Origin of the sequence: Halorubrum sp. Boch-26, assembly GCF_029889805.1 — an archaeon.
Taxonomy (GTDB): Archaea; Halobacteriota; Halobacteria; order Halobacteriales; family Haloferacaceae; genus Halorubrum.
In genome coordinates, this window is the sequence record NZ_JARANT010000007.1 from 1 (window position 1) to 21,620 (window position 21,620).

A 21,620-nucleotide genomic window follows, 5' to 3' on the forward strand; every position below is an offset into this window, starting at 1 on the left:
TTGCATGGTCTATGTGGTGTCCGAGTCAGCCAGCGACCTGGATGACACCGAACTACCACGGCTCACATCAGATTTCCTCTTACGCCGGAGCGCAGGGGGCGAAATCCTCATATCGGTGAGTCGGCCAAGCCGACTCTGCGAAACCGGGCCGAGTTGAACGTCCCGAATCCGCGGTGCGTTCTTCGCGTTTCATCTGAACGGGCTTATACACTTAAGCACGTCGGAACGCTTCGACCGGCCGCGGTGCGGCCGGCCGCTCTCCCCCACGCCGGGGGACCTTCGCATTCAATACGAACCCCGGCTTGTACTTAACCCCGTCGAACCATCGCCGCCACGTCATGCGGTTTCAATGAGAGCGGTTGCCACGACGGGTCGAGGCTCGAAGCCGTGTGGATGCTCTCGATTAAGAGCCGTTCGGTCGAGCCGTCGACGCCGATCGGCGCTAATTTATATGGATTTTGTCACTAAATTGGTCGAGATATCGCTGTGAGATTGCGGCGATCGACTCGTCCTCTACACGTGTCGAACGCTCTTTAGTCGGAGTACAGCGAATACCGGCCTAGCGGATCTGCTCACTCCCGGGATGAAAGCCCCTCGCCTCATTCGCGCGCGCACGGAAACAACGAAGAGAAAACAACGTCGTTGGAGAAGAAAGAACGCCGCTGGAGGAGATGGCCCAGCAAGCGGATGACAACGAGACGATGAGAAACACGCGGCGAGCGAGCGGTCGTTTATACCACGGGCGTTTATAAGGGAGGGGAACGCATATAAAAGCGAACGATGACGAACCCTGCTGATTCGATCGAGATCCAGAATGTCGTTGCATCGACCGGGATCGGCCAAGAGCTCGACTTGGAGGCGCTCGCCGAGGACCTTCCGGGCGCCGATTTTAACCCGGACAACTTCCCCGGGCTCGTCTACCGGACCCAAGAGCCGAAGGCGGCCGCCCTTATTTTCCGGTCGGGAAAGATCGTCTGTACAGGCGCGAAGAGCATCGACGACGTCCACGAGGCTCTCGGGATCATCTTCGAGAAGCTCCGCGGGCTACAGATCCCGGTCGAGGAGGACCCGGAGATAACCGTACAGAACATTGTGTCGAGCGCGGATCTCGGCCACAACCTCAACCTGAACGCGCTGGCGATCGGGCTCGGCTTGGAGGATGTCGAGTACGAGCCGGAGCAGTTCCCCGGGCTCGTCTACCGCATGGACGAGCCGGAGGTCGTCATTCTGTTGTTCGGTAGCGGAAAGATCGTCATCACCGGTGGGAAACGCACCGACGACGCCGAGGAGGCAGTTGAGGAGATCGTCGAGCGGATCGAGGGACTCGGCCTGCTCGGCTAGGCGTTCAGTCGCTTGTATCGGCTCGATCGGATCGGTTCAGTCGGTTACGGGGCGTCGAACCGGCAGCGCACGGTCCTCGGGGAGCCGTTTCCGCGAGACCGACCGCGGAGGAGACACTCGGGCGAGAAGAAACGGGTCAAAGAGCGGTCTCGCCGGAGCGGCTAGGTGTTACCGTCTTCGGTTAGTACGTCCTTGACGACGCTCGGGTCCTCCAGTAGCTGGTGTTTCGTGTAACTGCCCTCTGCGCTCCCACCGCTGTGTTTCGACTGCTCGATGATGTCGAGGAACGCGTGTTCCTTGAGGAGGTCACGGACGCGACGGAGCGAGAGGCTGTCAGATCCCTCCTGTCGGCAGATGTTCTCGTAAATCTCGTACACGCGACTGGTCCGGAAGCCATCCTGACGTCCGTTCGAGAGCGATAGCAGCGCGAGCGCCTGAAGGACGTACCGGGAGTGTGGCGTCGATCCACGGATGAGCTCGCGGAACCGGTCCGTTTCGGCGCGCTGGCGAGCCTGCGTAACGAACTCCTCTCGGACCGTCGGTTCGTCGTTTCCCTGTGCGATTTCGCCGGCGTACCTGAGGATGTCGATAGCCTTCCGTGCGTCCCCGTGTTCCCGGGCCGCGAGCGCCGCGGCGCGCGGAATGGTGGACGGGTCGAGGACGTCGTCGTGGAACGCGTCCGCCCGCGCCTGCATGATCTCTCGGAGTTGGTTCGCGTCGTACGGCGGGAACACGAACTCGCGTTCACAGAGGCTGGACTTGACCCGCTCGTCCATTCGGTCCTTATACTGGATCTTATTGCTGATCCCGACGACGCCGAGCTTACAGTCGGTGATCTTCCCGGCCTCGCCCGCCCGGGAGAGCTGCATCAGGATCGCGTCGTCGTCGAGTTTGTCGATCTCGTCGAGGATGATGAGGACGACGTCGTACCGCTGGTCGAGGATGCGCCAGAGCCGCTTGTAGTACGTCGACGTCGAGAGCCCCTTGTCCGGGACGTTGATCCCGGTTGCGTCGGGGTCGTTCACGCCGTCAGCGATGGTCTGTACGGCCTGCGTCTCGGTCGTATCCTGCGCGCAGTCGACGTACGCGAAGGTGGCGTTGACGCCCTCCTCGCCGGCGGTCGAGACGAGTCGCTTCGAGACGTACTTTGCACAGAGGGACTTCCCGGTCCCCGTCTTCCCGTAAATGAGGACGTTACTCGGACTCTGGCCGAAAATGGCCGGATTGACCGCGTTCGCGAGATCGGCGATCTCGTCGTCGCGACCGACGATCCGACCTTCTCCGGGGAGATGACTGATCTCAAGGAGTTCCTTGTTCGTGAATATCGGGTCCTCCCGAGTGAAGAGGTCGTCCGCTGCGTCCATGGGATCGACACCGGGTTTCCGGTGAAATGCGTTCCGTTTCGATCGTGCGCGGAAGGAGGATCGAGACACACACCGGGTTTCCGGTGAAATGGGCACTGTGGGGGGTGGTGTTCTATGGGGTAACTGAGAAGGAAACCGAGAACGGGGACGCAATGCGGGTCGAGCAGAGACGATACGGAATGACAGAATCCATTACGCCCTCCAATTCACCGGAAATACGGTGTCCATTCCACGACCTCTCACACCAGAGACGAGGGTTTCAAGCCCATAAAAACCTGATTAGCCGCTCCCGTTTCCGATGAAAACCCTCTCTACTACCGAGAGAGAAGTCTCTCTACTAGGTAGCTTATTGGGATATACTCTAAACCAAGGTATAACTCTTTATGAAAAAGCTGAAGTTGAAATCAGTGATCCACCGGAAATATAGAAATCCGACCCGACCGCACCTGCCACGCTCCCCCATTTCACCGGAAACCCGGTGTGTCACTCCGTCCTCATACTCCCGTCCTCATACTCCCGTCCTCTCACTCCCGTCCTCTCACACCTATCTCCATATGTTACTCCGCTGTACGAGAACGAATGCGACCGTGGGGATTGAACTGCGGGCGAGAACTACTAAAGCGAGCGAGAACTACTAAAGCGAGCGAGAACTACTAAAGCGGGCGAGAACCACAAATGCAGGCGAGAATCACAAAATGACGAAAGGCTCCTTCAAAACGACTCAGAAGGGTTAATCGACCGGAGATCCGCTACTCTTGGGCGTCGACAACCGCCACGCTCGCCAAGTTGACGATGTCTTTTACCTCGTCACCGCGCTGGAGGACGTGGACGGGCTGATCCATGCCGACCAGCATCGGGCCGATGGCCTCCGCTCCGCCGAGACGCTGGAGCAGTTTGTATCCGATGTTGCCCGCTTCGAGATTCGGGAAGACGAGCACGTTCGCCGCCTCGTCGAGCTCCGAAAACTCGTAGGTCCCGTTGAGGATCTCGTCGACGACCGCCGTATCGGCCTGCATCTCGCCGTCGACGGGGAAGTCGACCGTATCGTCGCCGTGGAGAATGTCGACCGCCTCCCGGGGCTTCCGCGTTCCCTGGTTGTCGACGCTGCCGAAGTTGGAGTACGACAGCATCGCCGCGCGCGGTTCGACGTTGAACCGCCGCGCGAGCTCCGCGGTGTGACGAGTGACCTCCGCAAGCGTCTCCGCGTCCGGGTCCTGGTTCACTGTGGTGTCGGCACAGAATATCACCCGGTTCTTGAACGTGAGCATGTACACGCCGGCGATCGTGTCGGTCTCGTCGTCGGACCCGATCACCTGTAGCGGCGGCCGGAGCGCCGAGGGATAGTGATGCGTCAGGCCGGTGAGCATGGCGTCCACGTCGCCCGCTTTCACCATGACGCTCCCGAGGTAGTTCGTGTCACGCCGGACGAGCTCGTTCGCCTCCCGGCGGGTGATCCCCTTGCGTTTCCGGATCTCGTGAAGCCGGTCGCCGTACGCCGACACGTCGCGGTGTTCCGGATCGACGGTCTCCGGCTGGAACGAGAGTCCGAGCCGATCGGCCGTTCGACTGATCTCGTCGGTGTCACCGAGCAGCACGGGATCCGCGATACCCTGCTCCGAGAGCTGATAGGCCGCGCGGATCATCTTCTCGTCGGTCCCCTCCGCGAGTGCGATGCGCTTCGGGTCGCTCTTCGCCTTGTTGAGGACGACACGCATCATCTCGCGGGATTTCCCGAGCCGCGCTTCGAGTTCTTCTCGGTACCGTTCGAGGTCGATCTCGGTACGCGCGGCGCCCGACTCCATCGCCGCCTCGGCGACGCTCGGCGCGACCTCGAAGAGGACGCGCGGGTCGAGCGGCTTCGGGATCACGTAGTCCGGGCCGAACTGGAGCGGGTCGTCGCCGTACGCCTTCACGACTGCGTCCGGGACGTCTTTCCGTGCCAGCTCCGCGAGCGCCTCCGCGGCGGCCCGCTTCATTTCCTCGTTGATCTCCGTCGCGCGCACGTCGAGCGCGCCGCGGAAGAGGAACGGGAACCCGAGGACGTTGTTCACCATGTTCGGGTAGTCCGACCGTCCGGTGGCCATGATAACCGTGTCGTCGCGGGCGGCTTTCGCGTCCTCGTAGGTGATCTCCGGGTCGGGGTTCGCCATCGCGAAGATGATGGGGTTGTCGCCCATCGACTGCACCATCTCCTGCGAGACGATCCCGCCGACTGAGAGTCCGACAAAGACGTCGGCACCATCTATCGCGTCCGCGAGGTCCCCGTCGGGGCCCTCGCTGGCAAACTGGCTCTTGTACTCGTTGACCCCGCCGTTGGCGGCGCGTTCGGCCGTAATGATCCCGGAGGAGTCACACATTGTGATGTTCTCTTTGCGGGCGCCGAGCGAGACGTAGAACTTTGCGGACGCGATCGCGGACGCGCCCGCGCCGGAGAAGACGATCTCGATCTCGGAGATGTCCTTCCCGGAGATTTCGACCGCGTTCGTCAGGGCGGCGCCGGAGATGATCGCGGTCCCGTGCTGGTCGTCGTGGAACACGGGGACGTCCATCTCGTCGCGGAGGCGCTCCTCGATCTCGAAGCACTCCGGCGCCTTGATGTCCTCGAGGTTCACGCCACCGAACGTCGGCTCCATCGCGGAGACCGCTTCGCAGAACGGATCGACCGCGTCGATGTCGAGTTCGATGTCGAAGACGTCGATGTCGGCGAAGCGCTTGAAAAGCACACCCTTCCCTTCCATGACCGGCTTCGACGCCGACGCTCCGATATCGCCGAGTCCCAAGACGGCAGAGCCGTTCGAGACGACCGCGACGAGATTCCCCTTGGCGGTGTACTCGAAGACCGACTCGGGATCCGCGGCGATATCGCGACAGGGCGCCGCGACGCCGGGCGAGTACGCCAACGAAAGGTCCCGCTGCGTGTTCGTCGGCTTCGTGGTCTCGATCGCGATCTTTCCCGGCGGCTCTTGACGGTGGTATTCCCGCGCGTCGTCATCCAATCCCATGTGGTCCTCAATTCGGGAACGGAGTAAAAAGGTATGTGAACCCGTCGAAAGAGTGGTTCGACGTTCGACGTTTCTCCGTCGAAATCGGAGAATCGTCCGACCGCTCGGGTATCGGTGTCACGTTCGATGTCGACACCGACTGCTCAGCGGTCGTTGTAGTCGTCGCCCTTCGCTCCCGACCGTCCGCCGACTTCGGAGTCGGAACCGGAACCGAAGTCGGAACCGGAATCGGAGTCGAAACCCGAATCGAGATCGGCATGGAGCAACGCGAGCGCCGGGTCGATCCCGCCGAGCGTCGAGACTTCGTAGGCGACGCGGTAGGAGCGCGTAACGACCTGCACGGGCAACACGAGCACCACGAGGACCGCGATCCCTGCGAGTGCCACGAACGCGAGCGCCGACACCCCCGCCGTGGTCCCGACCAACGCGCCAAGCCCGCCCAGCGCGACGGCCACGAGGAGGAGCGCGAGACCGGCGACCGTGGCCACGAGGGCGAAAGCGAACACGGCCGCGAGCCCCTCGACGACCGACAGTCCCAGCGAGACGACGACGTGGACGAGGAGGTAGATCAAAAGCTCCGTCCACTCGGCGCGTAAAGTCGTCCAGAACCGACGCCATCCCCCGATCACGCCGGTCCCCTCGACGATCATCGTCGGCACGACGAACTCGTAGGTGAAGCGGAGCGCGAGCGTGGCGACCGCGACGAACACCGCTCCGAGAACACTGAGAGCGACCGCCGACCCGACCGACAGCGACGCGAGCGTCGTGGCGAACGAGTCGACCGGCGCCCACCCGATCGGGGTGTCCGCGGCGACCGCGACGAGGACAACGAGTGCGACGGGCGTCGCCGCCGCGGTGCTCAGTACCGCGGTGAACAGGAACAGGCCGAGCGACTGGCGGAGTCGCCCGAGAAACGGTCGCCAGATCCGGACCTCGTTCGTTCGGAGCGCGTCGTAAAAGACCAGTCGCAGCGACAGCGACGCCACGGAAACCGCGGCGACCAACAGGACGATTCCGACGGCGACGACCGCCAGTACCCTCGGGTCCACCACTTCCGCGAGCTCGGCGGGAATCATCAAGCGACCATCGACGGTCCCGAACCCCGGATCGATCCCCTGAGGCGGCGTCATACCCGCGTCGGAGACGGCGGAGACGGACGCGTTCACACCTGCGCCACCGCCGCCCATTAGGAGCACGAGGAGGGAGAGCTTCGCCCAGCGAACGAGGCTGAACGGAAACAGGAACCGGCGCGTGGCGTCGACCGCGTGGTCGAGGGCGCCGACGGCGTGCCAACTCATATCCGTCGCTTCTCACGGATCGCTTATATAATATGTTGGGAGAGCGGCTCCGGAAGCCCGGGCCGTCCCGCCTACTTCGTCTCGATTCCCCTCGCTCCGAGCACCATCTCTCCCCACTTCGACCACAATTTCTCACCACTCTGACCGCACCTTCTCCACGCTCCGACCACAATTTCTCACCACTCTGACCGCAGCCCTTTACGCCGAACGGTGCGAGCACCCGAGTATGAAGGTCCGCGGCGAACGGGAGTGTCAGGAGTGCGGCGCCCGGTGGTCGTACTACGAGACGGGAAGCGTCGAGTGCCCGGATTGCGGGGGTCTCCGGAGCGTGGGCGTCGACGACCGCACGGCTCACACCGACGCGCTCGCCGCGCTCAACCTCGGGACGCACCGCGCTCGGTTCGGTGACGCAGAGGGGACGCTCCCGACGGAGGGCGTCGACGAACTCAAGTCAGATCTCCGCGAGTACGTCCGCAAGCGCGGATTCATCCGCGGCGGAGAGCTGCTCCCGCTCGACGACACGTACCTCGCGGCTCGGGAGCTACTGGAGGCGATCGACTGCTACGACCGGCTCCGCAACCCAGCCGATGCGGACCGCGAGTACCTCATCGACCTGCTGGCCGGCGCCGACGACGGCGACCGCCCCGCGACGGAGAACGTCCCCGAGCGACTCCGCGAGGCGCGCGGGATGGCGGCAGCCCGCGCGGTCGACGAGTACCGGAGTGACCTCCTCGCGTTTCTCGACGAACTCGACACAGACAGCGGAACGGGTTCGGAGGACGATACGATCCGAGACGACGCCAAAGCGGACACGGCGACGGTGTCAGTCACCGGCGACGATCCGCGGTCGCGAATCGCCCCGGCAAGAGAGCTCCTCGAACGACTCCGAGACCGCGCAAAGCGCGTCGAGGCGCTCAACGGCGACGTTCCCGCGGCGGACGCCGATGCGCTCCTCGACGCTGCGGACGCGCTCGGCGAGTACGTGCGAACCGGCGGCGACGCAGCGATCGAACGGGCTCGCGCCCGACTGCCGGACCAGAGCGCCTGACGCCGCGAACGCATCGAGCACGAACACGGCGTAATCACACGCGATATCCGCGGGAGTACATTCAACTCTCCCCTCACCGATCCACGCCCATGCCGCGGTTCGACGTCCACGACCACCGTCACGCGCTGAAGCAGCTCAAGGACACGGGATCGACGAGCCTCTGGGAGAATCGGAAGGATGTCCCGTGCCCGGTCTGTGACGCCCCCTTCGACCGGCTGTTCACCACGCGCGAGACGGGGACGACGTTCCCCGAAAGCGACGGGGCGAGGTTCTGTCTCCTCCGCGACGACGACGCGATCCACCTGTTTCGGCACTGATCGTACACCCGCCAGCGATCTGATCGCTCAGTCGCCGACGGCCGCGTCGACGTCGGGCTCCGGGTCGCCGATGTACCGCTCGGTCCACGTTCCTCGGGCGAACCACGCGACGCCGATAATCGCACCGAGGATGTTCCCGAGCGCCATCCCGACCCAGACGCCGGTCTCGCCCCACCCGGCGACGAAGACCAAGTAGCCCACGCTTGCGACGCGGCCGACCCAGAGGGTGAGTATCGAGATCACCATCGCCGTCTTCGTGTTGCCGGCGCCGCGGAACGCGCCGAGAATCACCTGCGAGACGCCGATGAAGGCGAACTCCACCGATCGGACCCGAACGTACTCGACCGCGTACGAGACGGTGGCGGGCGCGTCCGGCACGTCGCCGAGGAAGGCGCCGACGATCGGCTCCGTGAACGCCACCGCGACGACGGCGACGAGGAACATCACGCCCGCCCCGGTCCCGGCGGCGAGTTTGACCGACCGCGCCGCGCGGTCCGCCCGGTCCGCGCCGAGGTTCTGTCCCACCATCGTATCGATCGCGCGTCCGAGCCCCATCGCGGGGAGGAAGACGAGCGAGATGAGGCGGTTCCCGAGCCCGTACGCCGCCACGACCGGCGGCGAGAACGTGACCACCATCGCCGTGAGGGTGATCATCGCGAGCGCGCTGGTCGTCTGCTCGACGCTGGAGGGGAGCCCCAGCCGAAAGATGTCGCGGATGAACCCCAGGTCTGGCACAAGGTGACTCACCGTGACGGCCGGCCCCAGCCCGGTGCCGAACAGCAGCCAGATGCCGATGGCGGTGGCGACCCCCCGCGAGAAGATCGTCGCTATCGCCGCCCCCTCGATCCCGTAGCCGGTGAAGCCGGTAACCGCGAACAGCGAACTCTCCAGCGCGACCGGATCGAAGGCGGCGGCGACCGGGAGGCCGGCGAGCCACGCGAACAGCGGGTTCTCGGCGAACCCGAAAACAAGGAACGGGTCGAGGAACACGTTCAGAACCACTGAGACGAGCATCACCGCCATCGGCGTCCGGGTGTCGCCGTAGCCGCGCATCAGCGCGGAGAAGACGAAGAACCCGAACATCAGCGGGATGCCGGCGAAGATGACCTCCATGTAGTCGGCCGCGAGGGGGATCACCGTCGCCGCGGTGTCGGGGTCGCTCGGGAGGAGCTCCAAGGCCGGGCGCGTGTAGAAGTACCCCGCGACCCCGATGAGCACCGACAGCACGGAGACGGTGAAGATGGTCTGGCCCGCGACCAGCCCGGCCGACCGGTCGCCGTCGGCCCCCGTGTACTGCGCCACGAGGATGGCGCCCGCGGTGGTGAATCCGCCGGCGACGGCGATAAGCAGGAAAATGAGCGGGAACGCGAGGCTGATCGCTCCGACTGCCTCCGCAGACAGCCGACCGAGGTAGAGCGTGTCGACGACGTTGTAGGTCACCTGTAACAGCTGGATGACGACGATGGGCCACGCCAGCTGAAACAGCGGCCTGACCAGGCTCCCCTCGGTGATCGACTCCTCGGGAACGCGCTCGCCGCCGTCGCCGTCGGAGCCATCACCAGGCCGGTCGGAGTCACCGTCAGCTCGGTCGGAGTCACTGTCAGGGGCACTCTCACCGCCTTCTGGGGGGATATCTGTTCGATCTTTAGAGGGCTCGTCGCTCACTGGCTTATAAATAGGTGGCTCCGTCAATCAGGCTTCCGGTTCCGGCGGCCCGCGTGTTGTGGCCCTCTCAGTTTCCGTCGCTATCCGCGACATCGTCTCGACCGAGAGATCCCTCGGCGGACTCCTCGTCATCCAAATTCACGCCATCGAACTCGTCACCGACCGGCGAGTCGGCGGCGGCCGCCCGAGCGCCTCGCGTCCCGTCGTCGTCGGGCTTGTCGCCCGCCCGTTGCCCCGGCGGTCGCCCGTCGTCCGGGCCGCCGACCCGCGCGACCCCGGAGGTGTCGTCGAAGACGAGGTGCCGGTGCGGGTACGCCATCTCGACGTCCGCGTCCGTGAGCCGCTCCCGGATCCGGGTGTTCACGTCGGACTGTACCTTGGCGAGCTTGTACGGCTTCTTCACCCAGTACCGGAGGCGAAGCAGCACGCCGTCGTCGCCGAACTCGTGGATCCGGCAGTCCGGGCTGGCGACGTAGCGCGCGACGCCGACCCGGATGTCGGGGCCGCCGTTGATCACCGCCTCGCAGTCCCGGGCCGCCCGCTCGATCAACCGACGACCCTCTGAGATGTCGCTCTCGTAGGTGACGAGCACGTCGATTGTCCGCCGCGTTCGCTCGTCTTCCGCCGAGAAGTTGGTCACGTCGCGCTCCCGCATCGACCCGTTCGGAACGACGAGGAAGGTGTTGTCGAGCGTGAATATCTTCGTGTACCGGATCGTGATGTCCTCGACGAACCCCGTAGTCCCGTTCTCCAGTTCTATCATGTCACCGATTTCGAACGGCTGGTCCGCGAGAATGAACACACCATTGATGAAGTTCCCGACGAGCGGGGCGAGAATGATACCGATCACGGCCGAGAACACCGCCGTCCCGACGAGCAGATCGGTAAACTGGAACCCGGCGGCTCTGAGCCCGAACAGGAACGCCATGACGATCGTCCCGACCCGGACCCCGCGGACGATCGTCTGCGCGACGCTCTGCCTCGACACCCGCCTGGCCACCGGGCGCCCGATGAGTCGGACGAGGAACTTCGAGAGGACGACGCCGACCGCCACCGACAGGACGACCAACAGTATCCCGGATCCGGGGAGCGACGCCAGCCGCGAGACGGCGTTCGCCACCGGATCGAGGATCTGCCCCGGTGCCGGACCGAGGATCTGCCCCGGCGCCGGATCGAAGAGCGTCCCCGATATCGGCGCCGCGCCCGCGGGCTGTGCCATAGCCAACTCGCTATCGCCCATCCGAAAAAGGGTTTCTCCCCGAGGACGGGGGGAGCGGGGCGGCCGGTGAACGCACGAACGCGGACTGAGTAACCACTAACACCCCGCCAGGCGAATCCCGTATCATGTCGGAGACTCCGCCCGTCCAGCCGTCTTTCAGCGTCACCCACGACTCCGCGCCGAGCGACGTCCTCGTGGCCGGCTTCTCGTCGTTCGGGCTCGCCGGACTGACCGCCGTGGACTACCTAGTCGACGACCTCGACCTCGAGGAGACCGGGCACGTCCGGATCGAGGGGCTGCCGTCGATCACCCCGTTCGCGAAGGGGCGACCGCGCCATCCGGTCCGACTGTACTCCGCGGACGACGTCGACGTCACCGTGCTCGTGGCCGAGCAGTTCGTTCCGCCCGCGCTCGGGAAGCTGCTCTCGACGGCGATCCTCGACTGGACCGAGGGCGCCGAAGTCTCGGAGATCGCGGTGTTGGCCGGGGTACCGATCCCGCACGGCCCGGACGCTCACCGCACCTTCTACGTCGCGACGGACGACTACCGCGATGCGCGCCTCGCGGACGAGACGGTCCCGCCGATGGAGGCGGGCTTCCTCGACGGGACGAGCGCCTCGCTGCTCGAACGAGGGATGGACTCGCCGCTCGGCGTCGGCGTGTTCATCACGCCGGTCCACGCGCAGGCCCCGGACGTGGAGGCCGCGGTACGGCTCGTGGACACGGTGAACGAGACCTACGACCTCGGAGCGGACTCCGAGCCGCTGACGTCGTTCGCGGAGGAGATCCGCATGCACTACGAGGGGCTCGCCGAACGGATGGAGGAGCGCGAGCCGGAACGCGGGTACGACCGGATGTACATGTGACGTATCGCCCTCCGGACGGGGCGGCCCCCTACGCGGAGCCGTCCCCCACGGACCGACGACCCGCGATAGGATCTGAATCTGAAAACGCGTACAACTCGACTCATAGTAAAAACCTATATCCATTGAACGCGTCGTCTCGGGTATGACCGACGATCTTCGCGACACACTCGATCACGTCGGGGACCGGTTCAACCTCGGCGAGTACGAGATCGACGCCTACCTCGCGGTGTTGGAGCACGGCGAACTGACGGCGAGCGACATCGCCGACCGGACCGACATCCCGCAGCCGCGCGTGTACGACACGGTGCGAAGCCTCTCGGACCGCGGACTCGTGGAGCTGCGCGAGTCGCGGCCGATGAAGATCGTCGCCGTCGACCCGGACGACGCGTTCGGTGACCTCCGGTCGTCGTTCACGGAGATGGTCGACGAGCTAGAGGCCCGGTACACCGCGCCGACCCGAGAGACCGAGGCGGTGTCGCTGGTGAAGTCGCGCTCGACGATCCTCCGGTACCTAGAGGAGATCATCGCCGGCGCGGAGTACGAGCTCGCCGTCTCTCTGACTCCCGGCCTGCTCCGTCGCTTCCGTGACGACCTCGCTGAGAAGGTGGCCGAGGGCGTCAGCGTCGAACTGCTCGTCACCCCCGCGTCGAAGGCGCCGGACCCGGACGAGTTCGACTACCTTGAGGTGTCGACCATCGCTCGCGCGCGACGAGGCATCACGACGCCAGTCCTTGCGGTCGCCGACGGAGAATACTCCGTCTACGCCACGCAGGACGCGCTCCGCGACGACCGCGAGCGCTACGGCGTCATCTTCAACCGCTCAGCGCTCGGCTTCCTCGTCTCCGGCTTCTTCGGCACCGTGCTGTGGACGACGGCCGAGACGCTCGCCACGAACGGGTCTGAGCGCCCGTTCCCGCGCCGCTACGCGTCGATCCGCCGGGCCGTCAAGGACATCAGGGAGTTCGCCGACAAGGAGTTCTACGCGACCGTCGAGGGACGCGACATCGAGACGGGCGAGCCGGTCACCGTCCGCGGCCGCGTCGTCGACCTCGCGTTCGAGGACACCGAGGAGGTTGCGTCGCTGGTGGTCGAGACCGCGTCCGGGCGCGTCGAGATCGGCGGGCGCGTCGCCGCTTTGGAGGACGTCGAGGGACAGGAGATCGTCATCGGCCGCGACGAGCCGCCGGCGCTGTAAGGCGGGTCTCGTTTCCACGCCGACCGCGCAGTCGCCCCGATTTATTATGCGGGCCGCCGCCCGATCAGTATGGAGCACACGACGCTCGGTGACACGGGCACGACCGTCAGCGAGCTCGCGCTCGGCTGCATGAGCTTCGGAAGCGAGCACGAGTGGATGCTCGACGAGGAGGAAGGCCGCGAGCTCGTCGAGCGCGCGATCGAGCTCGGGATCACCTTCTTCGACACCGCGAACGTCTACTCGAACGGCGAGAGCGAAGAGATCCTCGGCGACGTGCTCACCGAGTACGACCGCGACCGCTTCGTCGTCGCCACGAAGGTGTACGGCGAGATGGACGAGTCGAACCCGAATTCGAGCGGGCTCTCGCGGAAGGCGATCGAACAGGAGCTGTCGAACAGCCTCGACCGGCTCGGGATGGACACGGTCGACCTCTATCAGATCCACCGCTGGGACGACGACACGCCGATCGAGGAGACGCTTTCCGCGCTCGACGACGCCGTCCGCCGCGGCGACGTACGATACGTCGGCGCCTCCTCGATGTGGGCCCACCAGTTCGCCGAGGCGCTCCACACGAGTGACCGCGAGGGGTACGAGCGGTTCGTCACGATGCAGAACCTCTACAACCTCGCGTATCGCGAGGAAGAGCGCGAGATGGTCCCGCTATGCGAGAGAGAGGGGATCGGCATGATCCCGTGGAGCCCGGTCGGCGCCGGCTACCTCGCGCGCCCCTACGAGCAAGACGACGCCACGGCCCGCGGCGAACACGAGACCGCGCTCGGCCGGCCGTACCGCGAGGGCGGCGGCGAGGAGATCAACCGCCGCGTGCAGGAGCTGGCCGAGGAGAAGGGCGTGAAGATGGCCCAGATCGCGCTCCGGTGGGTGGCCGGCAAGGACGTCGTCGACGCGCCGATCGTCGGCACGTCGAGCGTCGAACACTTGGAAGACGCGGTCGAAGCGCTCGACGTCGATCTATCGGCGTCGGACGTGGAGTGGCTCGAAGAGCCGTACGAGCCGGTCCGGGTCTCCGGCCACGAGTAGCGCGCCGCCGCCGGAGAGGGATCCGCTCGGAGGGACTGAGGGGGGCTCGGGCGCCCTTCGCGTGTACGTCCGACGCCGATCCCATGACCGCACCCCTGTGTCGGCGTAACACACTTAAGAGACCGCTCTGTAAGGTGACTCAGTGGCATCCCGACAAGGCGGGCCGGGAGACGCGGAGTCATCCCGTCCCGGATCGACGGAACGTCGGACCGCGTCCACGACCGCGCCGGCTGGGGCCGAACGGCGCGCGGCGCGCTCAAACCCTTTTCCCGCCGAGCCGGAGACGACCGATCCGCGGAGACGCGGGTCCGCGTCTGATCGCCGGTCCGGAGCCGCGCGAACCGCGGAGGACCCGCCGATTCGCGACCCCGGGCGCTACGCGCTCACCGATCACTTCCGCAAGCGCCTCGAACAGCCCGGTCGCTACGTGTCGACTCGGACCGTGAGCGACGCGATCCGCCGAGGGCAGCTCCGCTGGAACCGGACCGACGGCTGGCGGTTCGCCCTCGTCGAGGGCGGGGTCCGATTCGTCGTCGTCGTCGGTGATACGGAGACGAACTCCCCCGTCGTCGTCACCGGCTGGACGGAGGTGGCCGACCGCGAGGCGGCCCTCGACGCGCGCCGGTGGGACCCCGTCGACGTCGACACCATCACCGTGCGAGCGGCGCTCAGCGAATCGGCGTCGGCGCCCATTCCGGACCGGATCCGGCCTCGCACGGTGACCCGGCCGTTCGTCGTCGGCGACCACCGGCTGAAGACCGAACCCGGCGAGCCGTACGTCCGGTGCGCCGACTGCGGCTGCCGGTTCCGCTCGAAGGACGCGATCACCTCCCGTGGCTGTCACGGGCGCTCTGGTCGGTGACGGCCGATCCGAACCGGTCACCGTCGGCTGCCGACCCGTAGCCGGTCGTCGACCGCGGACGCTACCCCTTTCAGCGTCGCGGCCGAATCGGATCCAATGACCGACGACGCCGGCGACGACGCATCCGGGCCCGACGACCTCTCGCTGGATCGCTTCCACGAGGCGCTCGAAGCGGAGGAGCGCCCGATCGCGACCGCCAGCGAGGTCGCTCGGCGACTCGGCACGACGCAGTCGACCGCCCGAGACGCGCTGGCCGCGCTCGTCGACCGCGGCGTCGTGGACCGGCTCGACGTCGAGAGCGACCCGGTCGTCTTCTACCCGACGGACTGGGGCCGGCTTGCGACCCGCGAGCGCGTCGTCGCGTTCCCGAACCGCCGCGAGATCGTCGTCGACCGCCCGACGCAGTACACCCGCGCGAGACTCTCGCAGTTCGCGCACCTCGTCGACACAACCGGGACGGAGCCCGGAACCCGCGGGTACCTCTACCGGATCCGACAGGAGGACGTGTGGGCCGCGCCGTTCGACGACGCCGCCGACCTCATCGCGAGCCTTCGCACTGTCCTCCCGCGCAGATTCGAGCACCTCGAGGAGTGGATCCGCGACCAGTGGCGCCGCGCGCACCGCTTCCGCTTATATACCCACGACGACGACTACGTCGTCCTCGCGGCCGCCTCCGAGAGCCTGATGGGCAACGTCGCCGACCAGCACCTCGACGACGACCACCTTCGGGCACCCATCTCGGAGACGGAGGCGTGGGTGAACGAGGGCGCCGTCGCCGAAGTGAAGCGCGCCCTCTACGACGCGGGCTACCCGGTCGAGGACGACCGGGACCTCGACGTGGGCGACCCGGTCGATATCGACCTGACGACCGACCTCCGCCCGTACCAAGAGACGTGGGTCGAGACGTTCCTCGAACGCCGCTCCGGGGTGTACGTCGGCCCGCCGGGCTCCGGGAAGACCGTCGCCGCCATCGCGACCATCGCGGCGGTCGGGGGCGAGACGCTCATCCTCGTCCCCTCCCGCGAACTCGCCGGGCAGTGGCGAGAGGAACTGCTCGAACACTCCACGATCGACTCGGCCGACATCGGACTGTACCACGGCGGGCAAAAGGAGATCCGCCCGATCACGATCGCAACCTACCAGATCGCCGGAATGGACCGCCACCGCTCCCTGTTCGACTCCCGGAAGTGGGGGCTGATATGCTTCGACGAATGTCACCACGTTACCGCCCCGGTCTACAGCCGCACGGCGGAGCTCCAGAGCAAACACCGCCTCGGCCTCTCGGCCACTCCGGTCCGCGAGACCGGCAGCGAAGAGGAGATATACACCCTGATCGGTCAGCCGATCGGCGCCGACTGGGACGAGCTGTTCGAGGCGGGGTTCGTCCAGGAGCCGGAGGTCGAGATCCGGTACGTCCCGTGGCGCGACGAGATGGCGCAAAACGAGTACGCCAGCGCCGACGGCCGCGGGCGACGCCGGCTCGCCGCCGAGAACCCCGCGAAGATCGAGGAGATCCGATACCTGCTCGCGGCCCACCGCGACAAGCAGGCGCTCGTCTTCATCGAGTTCCTCGATCAGGGCGAGGCGATCGCCGACGCGCTCGGCGTGCCGTTCATCAGCGGTGAGACCCCGCACCGCGAGCGCGCCGAGCTGTTCCGGCGGTTCCGCGAGGGCGGAGGGAGCGGCGACGGCGAGAAAGGGAGACCCGGTTCGGACGGCGACGGCCTCGACACCCTCGTCGTCTCCCGCGTCGGCGACGAGGGGATCGACCTCCCGAACGCCGAGGTCGCGATCGTCGCCAGCGGGCTCGGCGGCTCCCGCCGCCAGGGGTCTCAGCGCGCGGGGCGAACGATGCGGCCCGCCGGCTCCGCGCTCGTCTACGTGCTCGCGACGCGCGGCTCCAGCGAGGAGGAGTTCGCCCAGCGGCAGATGCGGCACCTCGCGCGCAAGGGCGTCCGCGTTCGGGAGACGAACGTCGCGGAGTAGTCCGGTGCGACGTGACGGAGTCGTTCGGCGAGCGAACCGTCCGGTCCCGTGAGGGGAACCGACCGATATCCCCCGCTTACAGCGTCTCAGCCATGCGCTGGGCGGCCTCTTCGATACCGCCCTCGTTCTCGATAAACCGAACGGGAGCGTTCTGGTCGCGCGCGTACTGGAGCGCGGCGGACCGGTTGAGATCCTGTTCGAAGGAGATCTTGCGCTCGGTGGCCTCCCGCGTCTCGCGGTCGCTTTCCCGTCGGCGTTCGAGGATCGTCTCCGGGTCCGCCTCCACGAGGACGAACGCGGTCGGCGAAACGTCGTGGAGCACTTCGGCAGGTAGCCCCTGAATGTACCCGGCCGACGTTTCGACCGCCAAGTGTGTCGAGAGGAGAATATCCGCGGTCCGCGCCTCGTCAGCGATGAACTCTCCCGCACGACGCTGGAGGCGGCGCGTCTGCGTTTGGGAGAGCTCAGCGAGGCCTTTCCGTTCAGTCGTGATACCGGTCGTCGCAGCCTGTTCGAGCATCACGTCTCCGAAATTTATCAGCTTGTACTCCCCTCCGAGTCCACGTCGAACCGCCTGACAGACGCTGGAGAGCCCGACACCGGTGACTCCAGACACCAGCGTGACCACCATCAGAAACTCACCTCGCTCTCGTCGTCCGTCTGTTGCGGCATCCCGCCGCGGTCGTCGTAGTATCTGCGTCCGATGAACCGCGCTCCGACGAGCGTCATCAACGTGTCGTAGAGGTCGTCGGCCGAATCGAACTCCTCCACCTCGGACCGTTCGATGACCGTTCGGATCGTCGTGACCTCTCCGTCCGGGGGGGACAGCTCCGTGCTCCCTACCGTCTCTAACACCGTTTCCCGTGACACTGGAAACTGGAGTTTCCGTGCGAACAGATCGCGGGTCTCTGGTAAGCGCATACAAACCATATGACACTGAGTAGTAAAGTAGCTACGTGTGTGGTCCCCGTCCACAAGACAACCTCCTCGGGGAGTTCTCCCCGGTTCCCACGCGTTCAGGCGCGAGGGCGAACGGCGCGTGATCGGATCCCCGCCGAGCTGTCTCCCCGGGGACCATCGCGCTCAGCGAAGCACCTCTCGGAGCGCGTCCGCCCCGCGCTCGATCGACGAGATCGGGTCGGCGGGATCGTCGTGCTCGTAGACGAGCCACTCGGCGCCGGCGTTCCGCGCGCTCGCGACGACCGCGTCGAGGTCCACGTCGCCCTCGCCGAGCGCGACCGACTCGTCGCTATCGACGTCGACGTCGCTGGCGTGGACGTGCGTGATCCGGCCGGCGTGTCGATCGATCAGCCCGGCCGGATCGGTCCCGCCGACGAGCGCCCAGCCGGCGTCGATCTCGAACCCGACCCGGTCGTCGGTCCGGTCGATCAGTCGCTCGATAGCCGAGTCGCCGTCGACGGTCGCGAACTCCTGATCGTGGTTATGGTACGCGAGCCGAACGCCCTCCGCGCCGAGGGCCTCCGCGAGGTCGTCCAGCCGCGTCGCGACCGCGTCGACAGCCGCCGTGTCCTCGAAGTGCGCCGCGTCGAGCCACGGGACGACGAGCGTGTCGACGCCGAGCCGATCGTATAAGTCGAGCGTCTCGTCGAACCCCCCTTCTAACCAGTCCTCCGGAACGTCCTCTAACGCCTCGATCGGAACGTGCGCGGACGCGGCGTCCAGATCGTTTCGGTCGAGGGCCGCGAGTACCTCCTCGGTCGGCGACTCGCGCACCCGGTAGGCGAACTCCACGCCGTCGTAGCCGGCCGCACCCACTCGGTCGAGCAGCTCCGGGAGCGACTCGTCGAGCGAGCGAAGCAGGTACAGCTGAACCGCGATGTCGACCATAGCCGTCGTCTCTCGGCCAGTAACGTATCGGTTCGGGTGCCTCTCGGGGGCGGCGGTGGCGACCGCCCGGGGATACCCGTCCTTACCGGCCCGAGGCTCTGGTCAGAGCCCCCGCCGTCGAAGCTTTGAACACCCGCTCCGTCGACCTCGCGGTATGGACACGAACGACGCCCCCAGCGACACGGATCCGAGCGCGGTCGGCGCCCCGACCGTCGGCGAGGCGGTCATCGACCACATGCTCGACCGCGGGGTCGACGTCGCCTTCGGGATCCCCGGGAAGCAGACGCTCCCGCTCAACCGCGCGCTCGCTGACCGCGACGCGCGGTTCGTCGTCGCGCGCCACGAGACCGCCGTCACCCACCAGGCGTGGGGGTACGCCGAGACGGGCGAGACCGGGACGATGGCGGCGACGGTCGTCGTCCCCGGCCCGGGCGACATGAACGCGATGAACGGCCTGAAAAACGCCCTGAACGACTGCGTCCCGCTCCTCCACCTCGCCGTCGAGACCGAGCGCGAGGTCCGCGGCGGCGACGGGATCCACGAGACGCCGCCGGAGACGTACGATACGGTCGTCAAGGAGAACGTCCTCGTCGACTCCCCCGCGGGCGCGGTCCCGGCCGTCGCCGACGCGATCTCCACCGCCCGCGAGCACCCGCAGGGGCCGGTCCGCGTCGGCATCCCGAAGGACGTGCTCGCGAGCCGGACGCCCCAGCCCGCGGTCGGGACGCGAGAGCCGAGCGCGTCGCCGGCTCCGCCGTCCGAGGCCGTCGACCGCGCCGCGGAACTCCTCGTCGGCGCCGACGCCCCGGCGATCCTCGCTGGCGGCGGCGTGCGACGCGCCGGCGCGAGCGACGCGCTCCGGTCTGCCGCGGAGGCGCTCGACGCGCCCGTCGCGACCACGTACAAGGGGAAGGGAACGTTTCCGGAGACTCACCCGCTCTCCGCCGGCGTGCTCTGCGGCGGGTCGAGCACGGCCCTCCGGGAGCTGCTCGGCGCGGCCGACGTCGGGCTCGTCGTTGGGTCCGACCTCGACGCGGTCGCGACCGCATCGTGGTCGGCCTCGATGCCGGACCGGATCGTTCACGTCACCCTCGACGGCGACGACATCGGATTCGGCTACGAGACGGAAATCGGAGTCGTCGCCGACGCGGACGCGTTCCTCCGTGCGCTCGGCGAACGACTCGACGCGGACGGCGAGCCGAGTGCCGACGGGGCAGCGGCGCGATCCGGAGCCGAGCGCGCCGGAGCAGTCAGGTCGGCCGACGAGGAGCGGTTCGCGGCGCTCGCGGACGAGCGCGCCCCGGGTGACCCTCCGCGGTCGGTCGAGGTCCTCCGCGAGGTCCGCGAGGCGCTCCCCGAAGAAACGATCGTCACGGCGGACGCCGGCGGCTTCCGGCTCTGGACGCTCGTCTCCTTCCCGGCGACGGGCCCCCGATCGTACGTCAACCCCGGGTCGTGGGCGACGATGGGGACCGGGCTGCCGTCGGCGATCGGCGCCAAGCTCGCGAACCCCGACCGCGACGTCGTCGCGCTGACCGGTGACGGCGGGCTCATGATGTGCGTGCACGAGCTGCATACGCTCGCCGCGGAAGGGACCGACGTGACCGTCGTCGCGCTCAACAACGACGACTACGCGATCATCAGCGAGGAGGCGTCGCGCTCGTACGGCTTCCCCGAGGGAACGTACGGCTGGGCAGACGCGGGCCTCGACCTCGTCGCCGTCGCGTCCGGGATGGGCGTCTCGGCTGAGCGCGTGACAGACGTGGACGCGGTCGGCGACGCGGTCGACGCGGCCCGGCACCGCGACGGCCCCGCGCTCGTCGAAGTCGTCACGGACCCGGCGGAGCCGCAGGCGAGCGAGTGGATGACGCGAGACCCCGCTGCCGGCGAGGATCAGTAGCCGTGCCCCTGCGAGGGGAGTAGACCCCGTGACCACGAGCGTGGCCGCTCGCGACGACGGACTCCGCGCCAGAAGGTTTCACCCCTCGCGTTTCGGGTATCTGAAGCGAGATATATGACGGTCGGGTCACGACCCTCCGTATGCGCAATCCGTGGGTCCACGACGACATGTCGGCTGGAGTCGGCTCCGGGTACGGCGGGAAAGTCCGGCTACTGGGGGCGTTCGTGTGGGGAACGCTGTTGCTCGGCGTCGGCGGGTCCGCGGTTCTCATCGGGACCGGGGCGGTCGAACCGGCGCTCCCGGGCTCGTTGCGATCGGCCGTCACGTTCGTCGTGGCCGGGACGACGTTGGTGCTCCTGTCGCCCCTCATTCTGCGGTTACTCGCGATATCGCGGCTGCTCGCGGCGACGGCGTTTCTCGCCAGTAGCTGGCTGCTCGGCAGGTTCGTGTGGAGCCGCGAGTCCGAGCGGATCGAACGACTCCTGCTGGGCGACGGAGGCCTCGGAGCCGGCGCGGAAGGCCTCGGTACCGACGCGGGGTCGGTCAACGGCTTGGTAGAACTGCTCGAGGCGCTCCTCTCCATCCTCTAACACGCCCGGAATAGAGGATTTCAGCGTCGAGAGGCGGGTTGTGCCCAGAGCGTGAGCCTTAACAACTCTCGTTGTGAATTC

At 66.8% G+C, this 21,620-nt stretch carries 18 protein-coding genes; 10 read left to right on the forward strand and 8 right to left on the reverse strand.

Going from position 1 to position 21,620, the window contains the following annotated elements; genetic code table 11:
• The first annotated feature begins 780 nt into the window (after positions 1-780).
• Complete coding sequence (locus OQF71_RS01865; protein WP_015910251.1) at positions 781-1,341, forward strand: TATA-box-binding protein; 561 nt, start codon at positions 781-783, stop codon at positions 1,339-1,341.
• Between the two features lie 161 nt (positions 1,342-1,502).
• On the opposite strand, the gene OQF71_RS01870 is transcribed toward OQF71_RS01865, so the two are convergent.
• The 3 genes from OQF71_RS01870 to OQF71_RS01880 all read right to left on the reverse strand — a co-directional run bounded on the left by OQF71_RS01870 (position 1,503) and on the right by OQF71_RS01880 (position 7,005).
• Positions 1,503-2,705, reverse strand: coding sequence for an orc1/cdc6 family replication initiation protein (locus OQF71_RS01870; RefSeq protein ID WP_280585438.1), 1,203 nt, complete (start codon positions 2,703-2,705; stop codon positions 1,503-1,505).
• Positions 2,706-3,454: 749 nt separating this feature from the next.
• Positions 3,455-5,707, reverse strand: a complete 2,253-nt coding sequence (locus OQF71_RS01875) for an NADP-dependent malic enzyme (RefSeq protein WP_280585441.1) — start codon at positions 5,705-5,707, stop codon at positions 3,455-3,457.
• A gap of 143 nt (positions 5,708-5,850) precedes the next feature.
• Positions 5,851-7,005 (reverse strand): hypothetical protein, encoded by a 1,155-nt coding sequence (locus tag OQF71_RS01880; RefSeq protein ID WP_280585443.1) that lies wholly within the window; start codon positions 7,003-7,005, stop codon positions 5,851-5,853.
• 226 nt (positions 7,006-7,231) lie between these two features.
• Here OQF71_RS01880 and OQF71_RS01885 point away from each other — a divergent pair, with 226 nt between their 5' ends.
• Both OQF71_RS01885 and OQF71_RS01890 read left to right on the forward strand, forming a co-directional pair.
• Positions 7,232-8,053: a hypothetical protein gene (locus tag OQF71_RS01885; protein ID WP_280585445.1), complete on the forward strand. Its 822-nt coding sequence runs from the start codon at positions 7,232-7,234 to the stop codon at positions 8,051-8,053.
• An 89-nt stretch (positions 8,054-8,142) separates the two neighbouring features.
• The gene (locus OQF71_RS01890; RefSeq protein ID WP_280585446.1) at positions 8,143-8,370 is read left to right on the forward strand and encodes a flagella cluster protein; all 228 of its coding nucleotides are present in this window, start codon (positions 8,143-8,145) and stop codon (positions 8,368-8,370) included.
• Positions 8,371-8,397: 27 nt separating this feature from the next.
• Here OQF71_RS01890 and OQF71_RS01895 read toward each other — a convergent pair whose 3' ends face one another.
• Both OQF71_RS01895 and OQF71_RS01900 read right to left on the reverse strand, forming a co-directional pair.
• Positions 8,398-10,035: an MATE family efflux transporter gene (locus tag OQF71_RS01895; protein ID WP_280585448.1), complete on the reverse strand. Its 1,638-nt coding sequence runs from the start codon at positions 10,033-10,035 to the stop codon at positions 8,398-8,400.
• Positions 10,036-10,102: 67 nt separating this feature from the next.
• A complete protein-coding gene (locus tag OQF71_RS01900) occupies positions 10,103-11,254 on the reverse strand; it encodes a mechanosensitive ion channel family protein (protein WP_280585449.1) in 1,152 nt (383 codons plus the stop codon).
• A 125-nt stretch (positions 11,255-11,379) separates the two neighbouring features.
• Here OQF71_RS01900 and OQF71_RS01905 point away from each other — a divergent pair, with 125 nt between their 5' ends.
• From OQF71_RS01905 to OQF71_RS01925, 5 genes are all read left to right on the forward strand, one after another.
• Positions 11,380-12,120, forward strand: coding sequence for a PAC2 family protein (locus OQF71_RS01905; protein ID WP_280585450.1), 741 nt, complete (start codon positions 11,380-11,382; stop codon positions 12,118-12,120).
• A 142-nt stretch (positions 12,121-12,262) separates the two neighbouring features.
• Positions 12,263-13,315, forward strand: a complete 1,053-nt coding sequence (locus OQF71_RS01910; protein ID WP_280585452.1) for a TrmB family transcriptional regulator — start codon at positions 12,263-12,265, stop codon at positions 13,313-13,315.
• A gap of 69 nt (positions 13,316-13,384) precedes the next feature.
• The gene (locus tag OQF71_RS01915; RefSeq protein WP_280585453.1) at positions 13,385-14,353 is read left to right on the forward strand and encodes an aldo/keto reductase; all 969 of its coding nucleotides are present in this window, start codon (positions 13,385-13,387) and stop codon (positions 14,351-14,353) included.
• Between the two features lie 142 nt (positions 14,354-14,495).
• Positions 14,496-15,215 carry a hypothetical protein gene (locus tag OQF71_RS01920; RefSeq protein ID WP_280585455.1) on the forward strand — a complete coding sequence of 240 codons (720 nt, stop codon included), beginning with the start codon at positions 14,496-14,498 and terminating at the stop codon, positions 15,213-15,215.
• Positions 15,216-15,311: 96 nt separating this feature from the next.
• A complete protein-coding gene (locus OQF71_RS01925; protein WP_280585457.1) occupies positions 15,312-17,201 on the forward strand; it encodes a DEAD/DEAH box helicase family protein in 1,890 nt (629 codons plus the stop codon).
• Positions 17,202-17,277: 76 nt separating this feature from the next.
• Here OQF71_RS01925 and OQF71_RS01930 read toward each other — a convergent pair whose 3' ends face one another.
• The 3 genes from OQF71_RS01930 to OQF71_RS01940 all read right to left on the reverse strand — a co-directional run bounded on the left by OQF71_RS01930 (position 17,278) and on the right by OQF71_RS01940 (position 19,049).
• A complete protein-coding gene (locus OQF71_RS01930) occupies positions 17,278-17,832 on the reverse strand; it encodes an adenylate kinase (RefSeq protein ID WP_280585458.1) in 555 nt (184 codons plus the stop codon).
• Complete coding sequence (locus OQF71_RS01935) at positions 17,832-18,071, reverse strand: hypothetical protein (RefSeq protein ID WP_280585459.1); 240 nt, start codon at positions 18,069-18,071, stop codon at positions 17,832-17,834. Before OQF71_RS01935 ends, OQF71_RS01930 begins: the two co-directional genes overlap by 1 nt.
• 213 nt (positions 18,072-18,284) lie before the next feature.
• On the reverse strand, positions 18,285-19,049 hold the full coding sequence (locus OQF71_RS01940; protein WP_280585460.1) for a sugar phosphate isomerase/epimerase: 765 nt from the start codon (positions 19,047-19,049) through the stop codon (positions 18,285-18,287).
• Between the two features lie 154 nt (positions 19,050-19,203).
• Here OQF71_RS01940 and OQF71_RS01945 point away from each other — a divergent pair, with 154 nt between their 5' ends.
• Together OQF71_RS01945 and OQF71_RS01950 are read left to right on the forward strand one after the other, a co-directional pair.
• Complete coding sequence (locus OQF71_RS01945; RefSeq protein WP_280585461.1) at positions 19,204-20,949, forward strand: thiamine pyrophosphate-binding protein; 1,746 nt, start codon at positions 19,204-19,206, stop codon at positions 20,947-20,949.
• 140 nt (positions 20,950-21,089) lie between these two features.
• A complete protein-coding gene (locus OQF71_RS01950) occupies positions 21,090-21,539 on the forward strand; it encodes a hypothetical protein (RefSeq protein WP_280585462.1) in 450 nt (149 codons plus the stop codon).
• Positions 21,540-21,620: the final 81 nt, after the last annotated feature.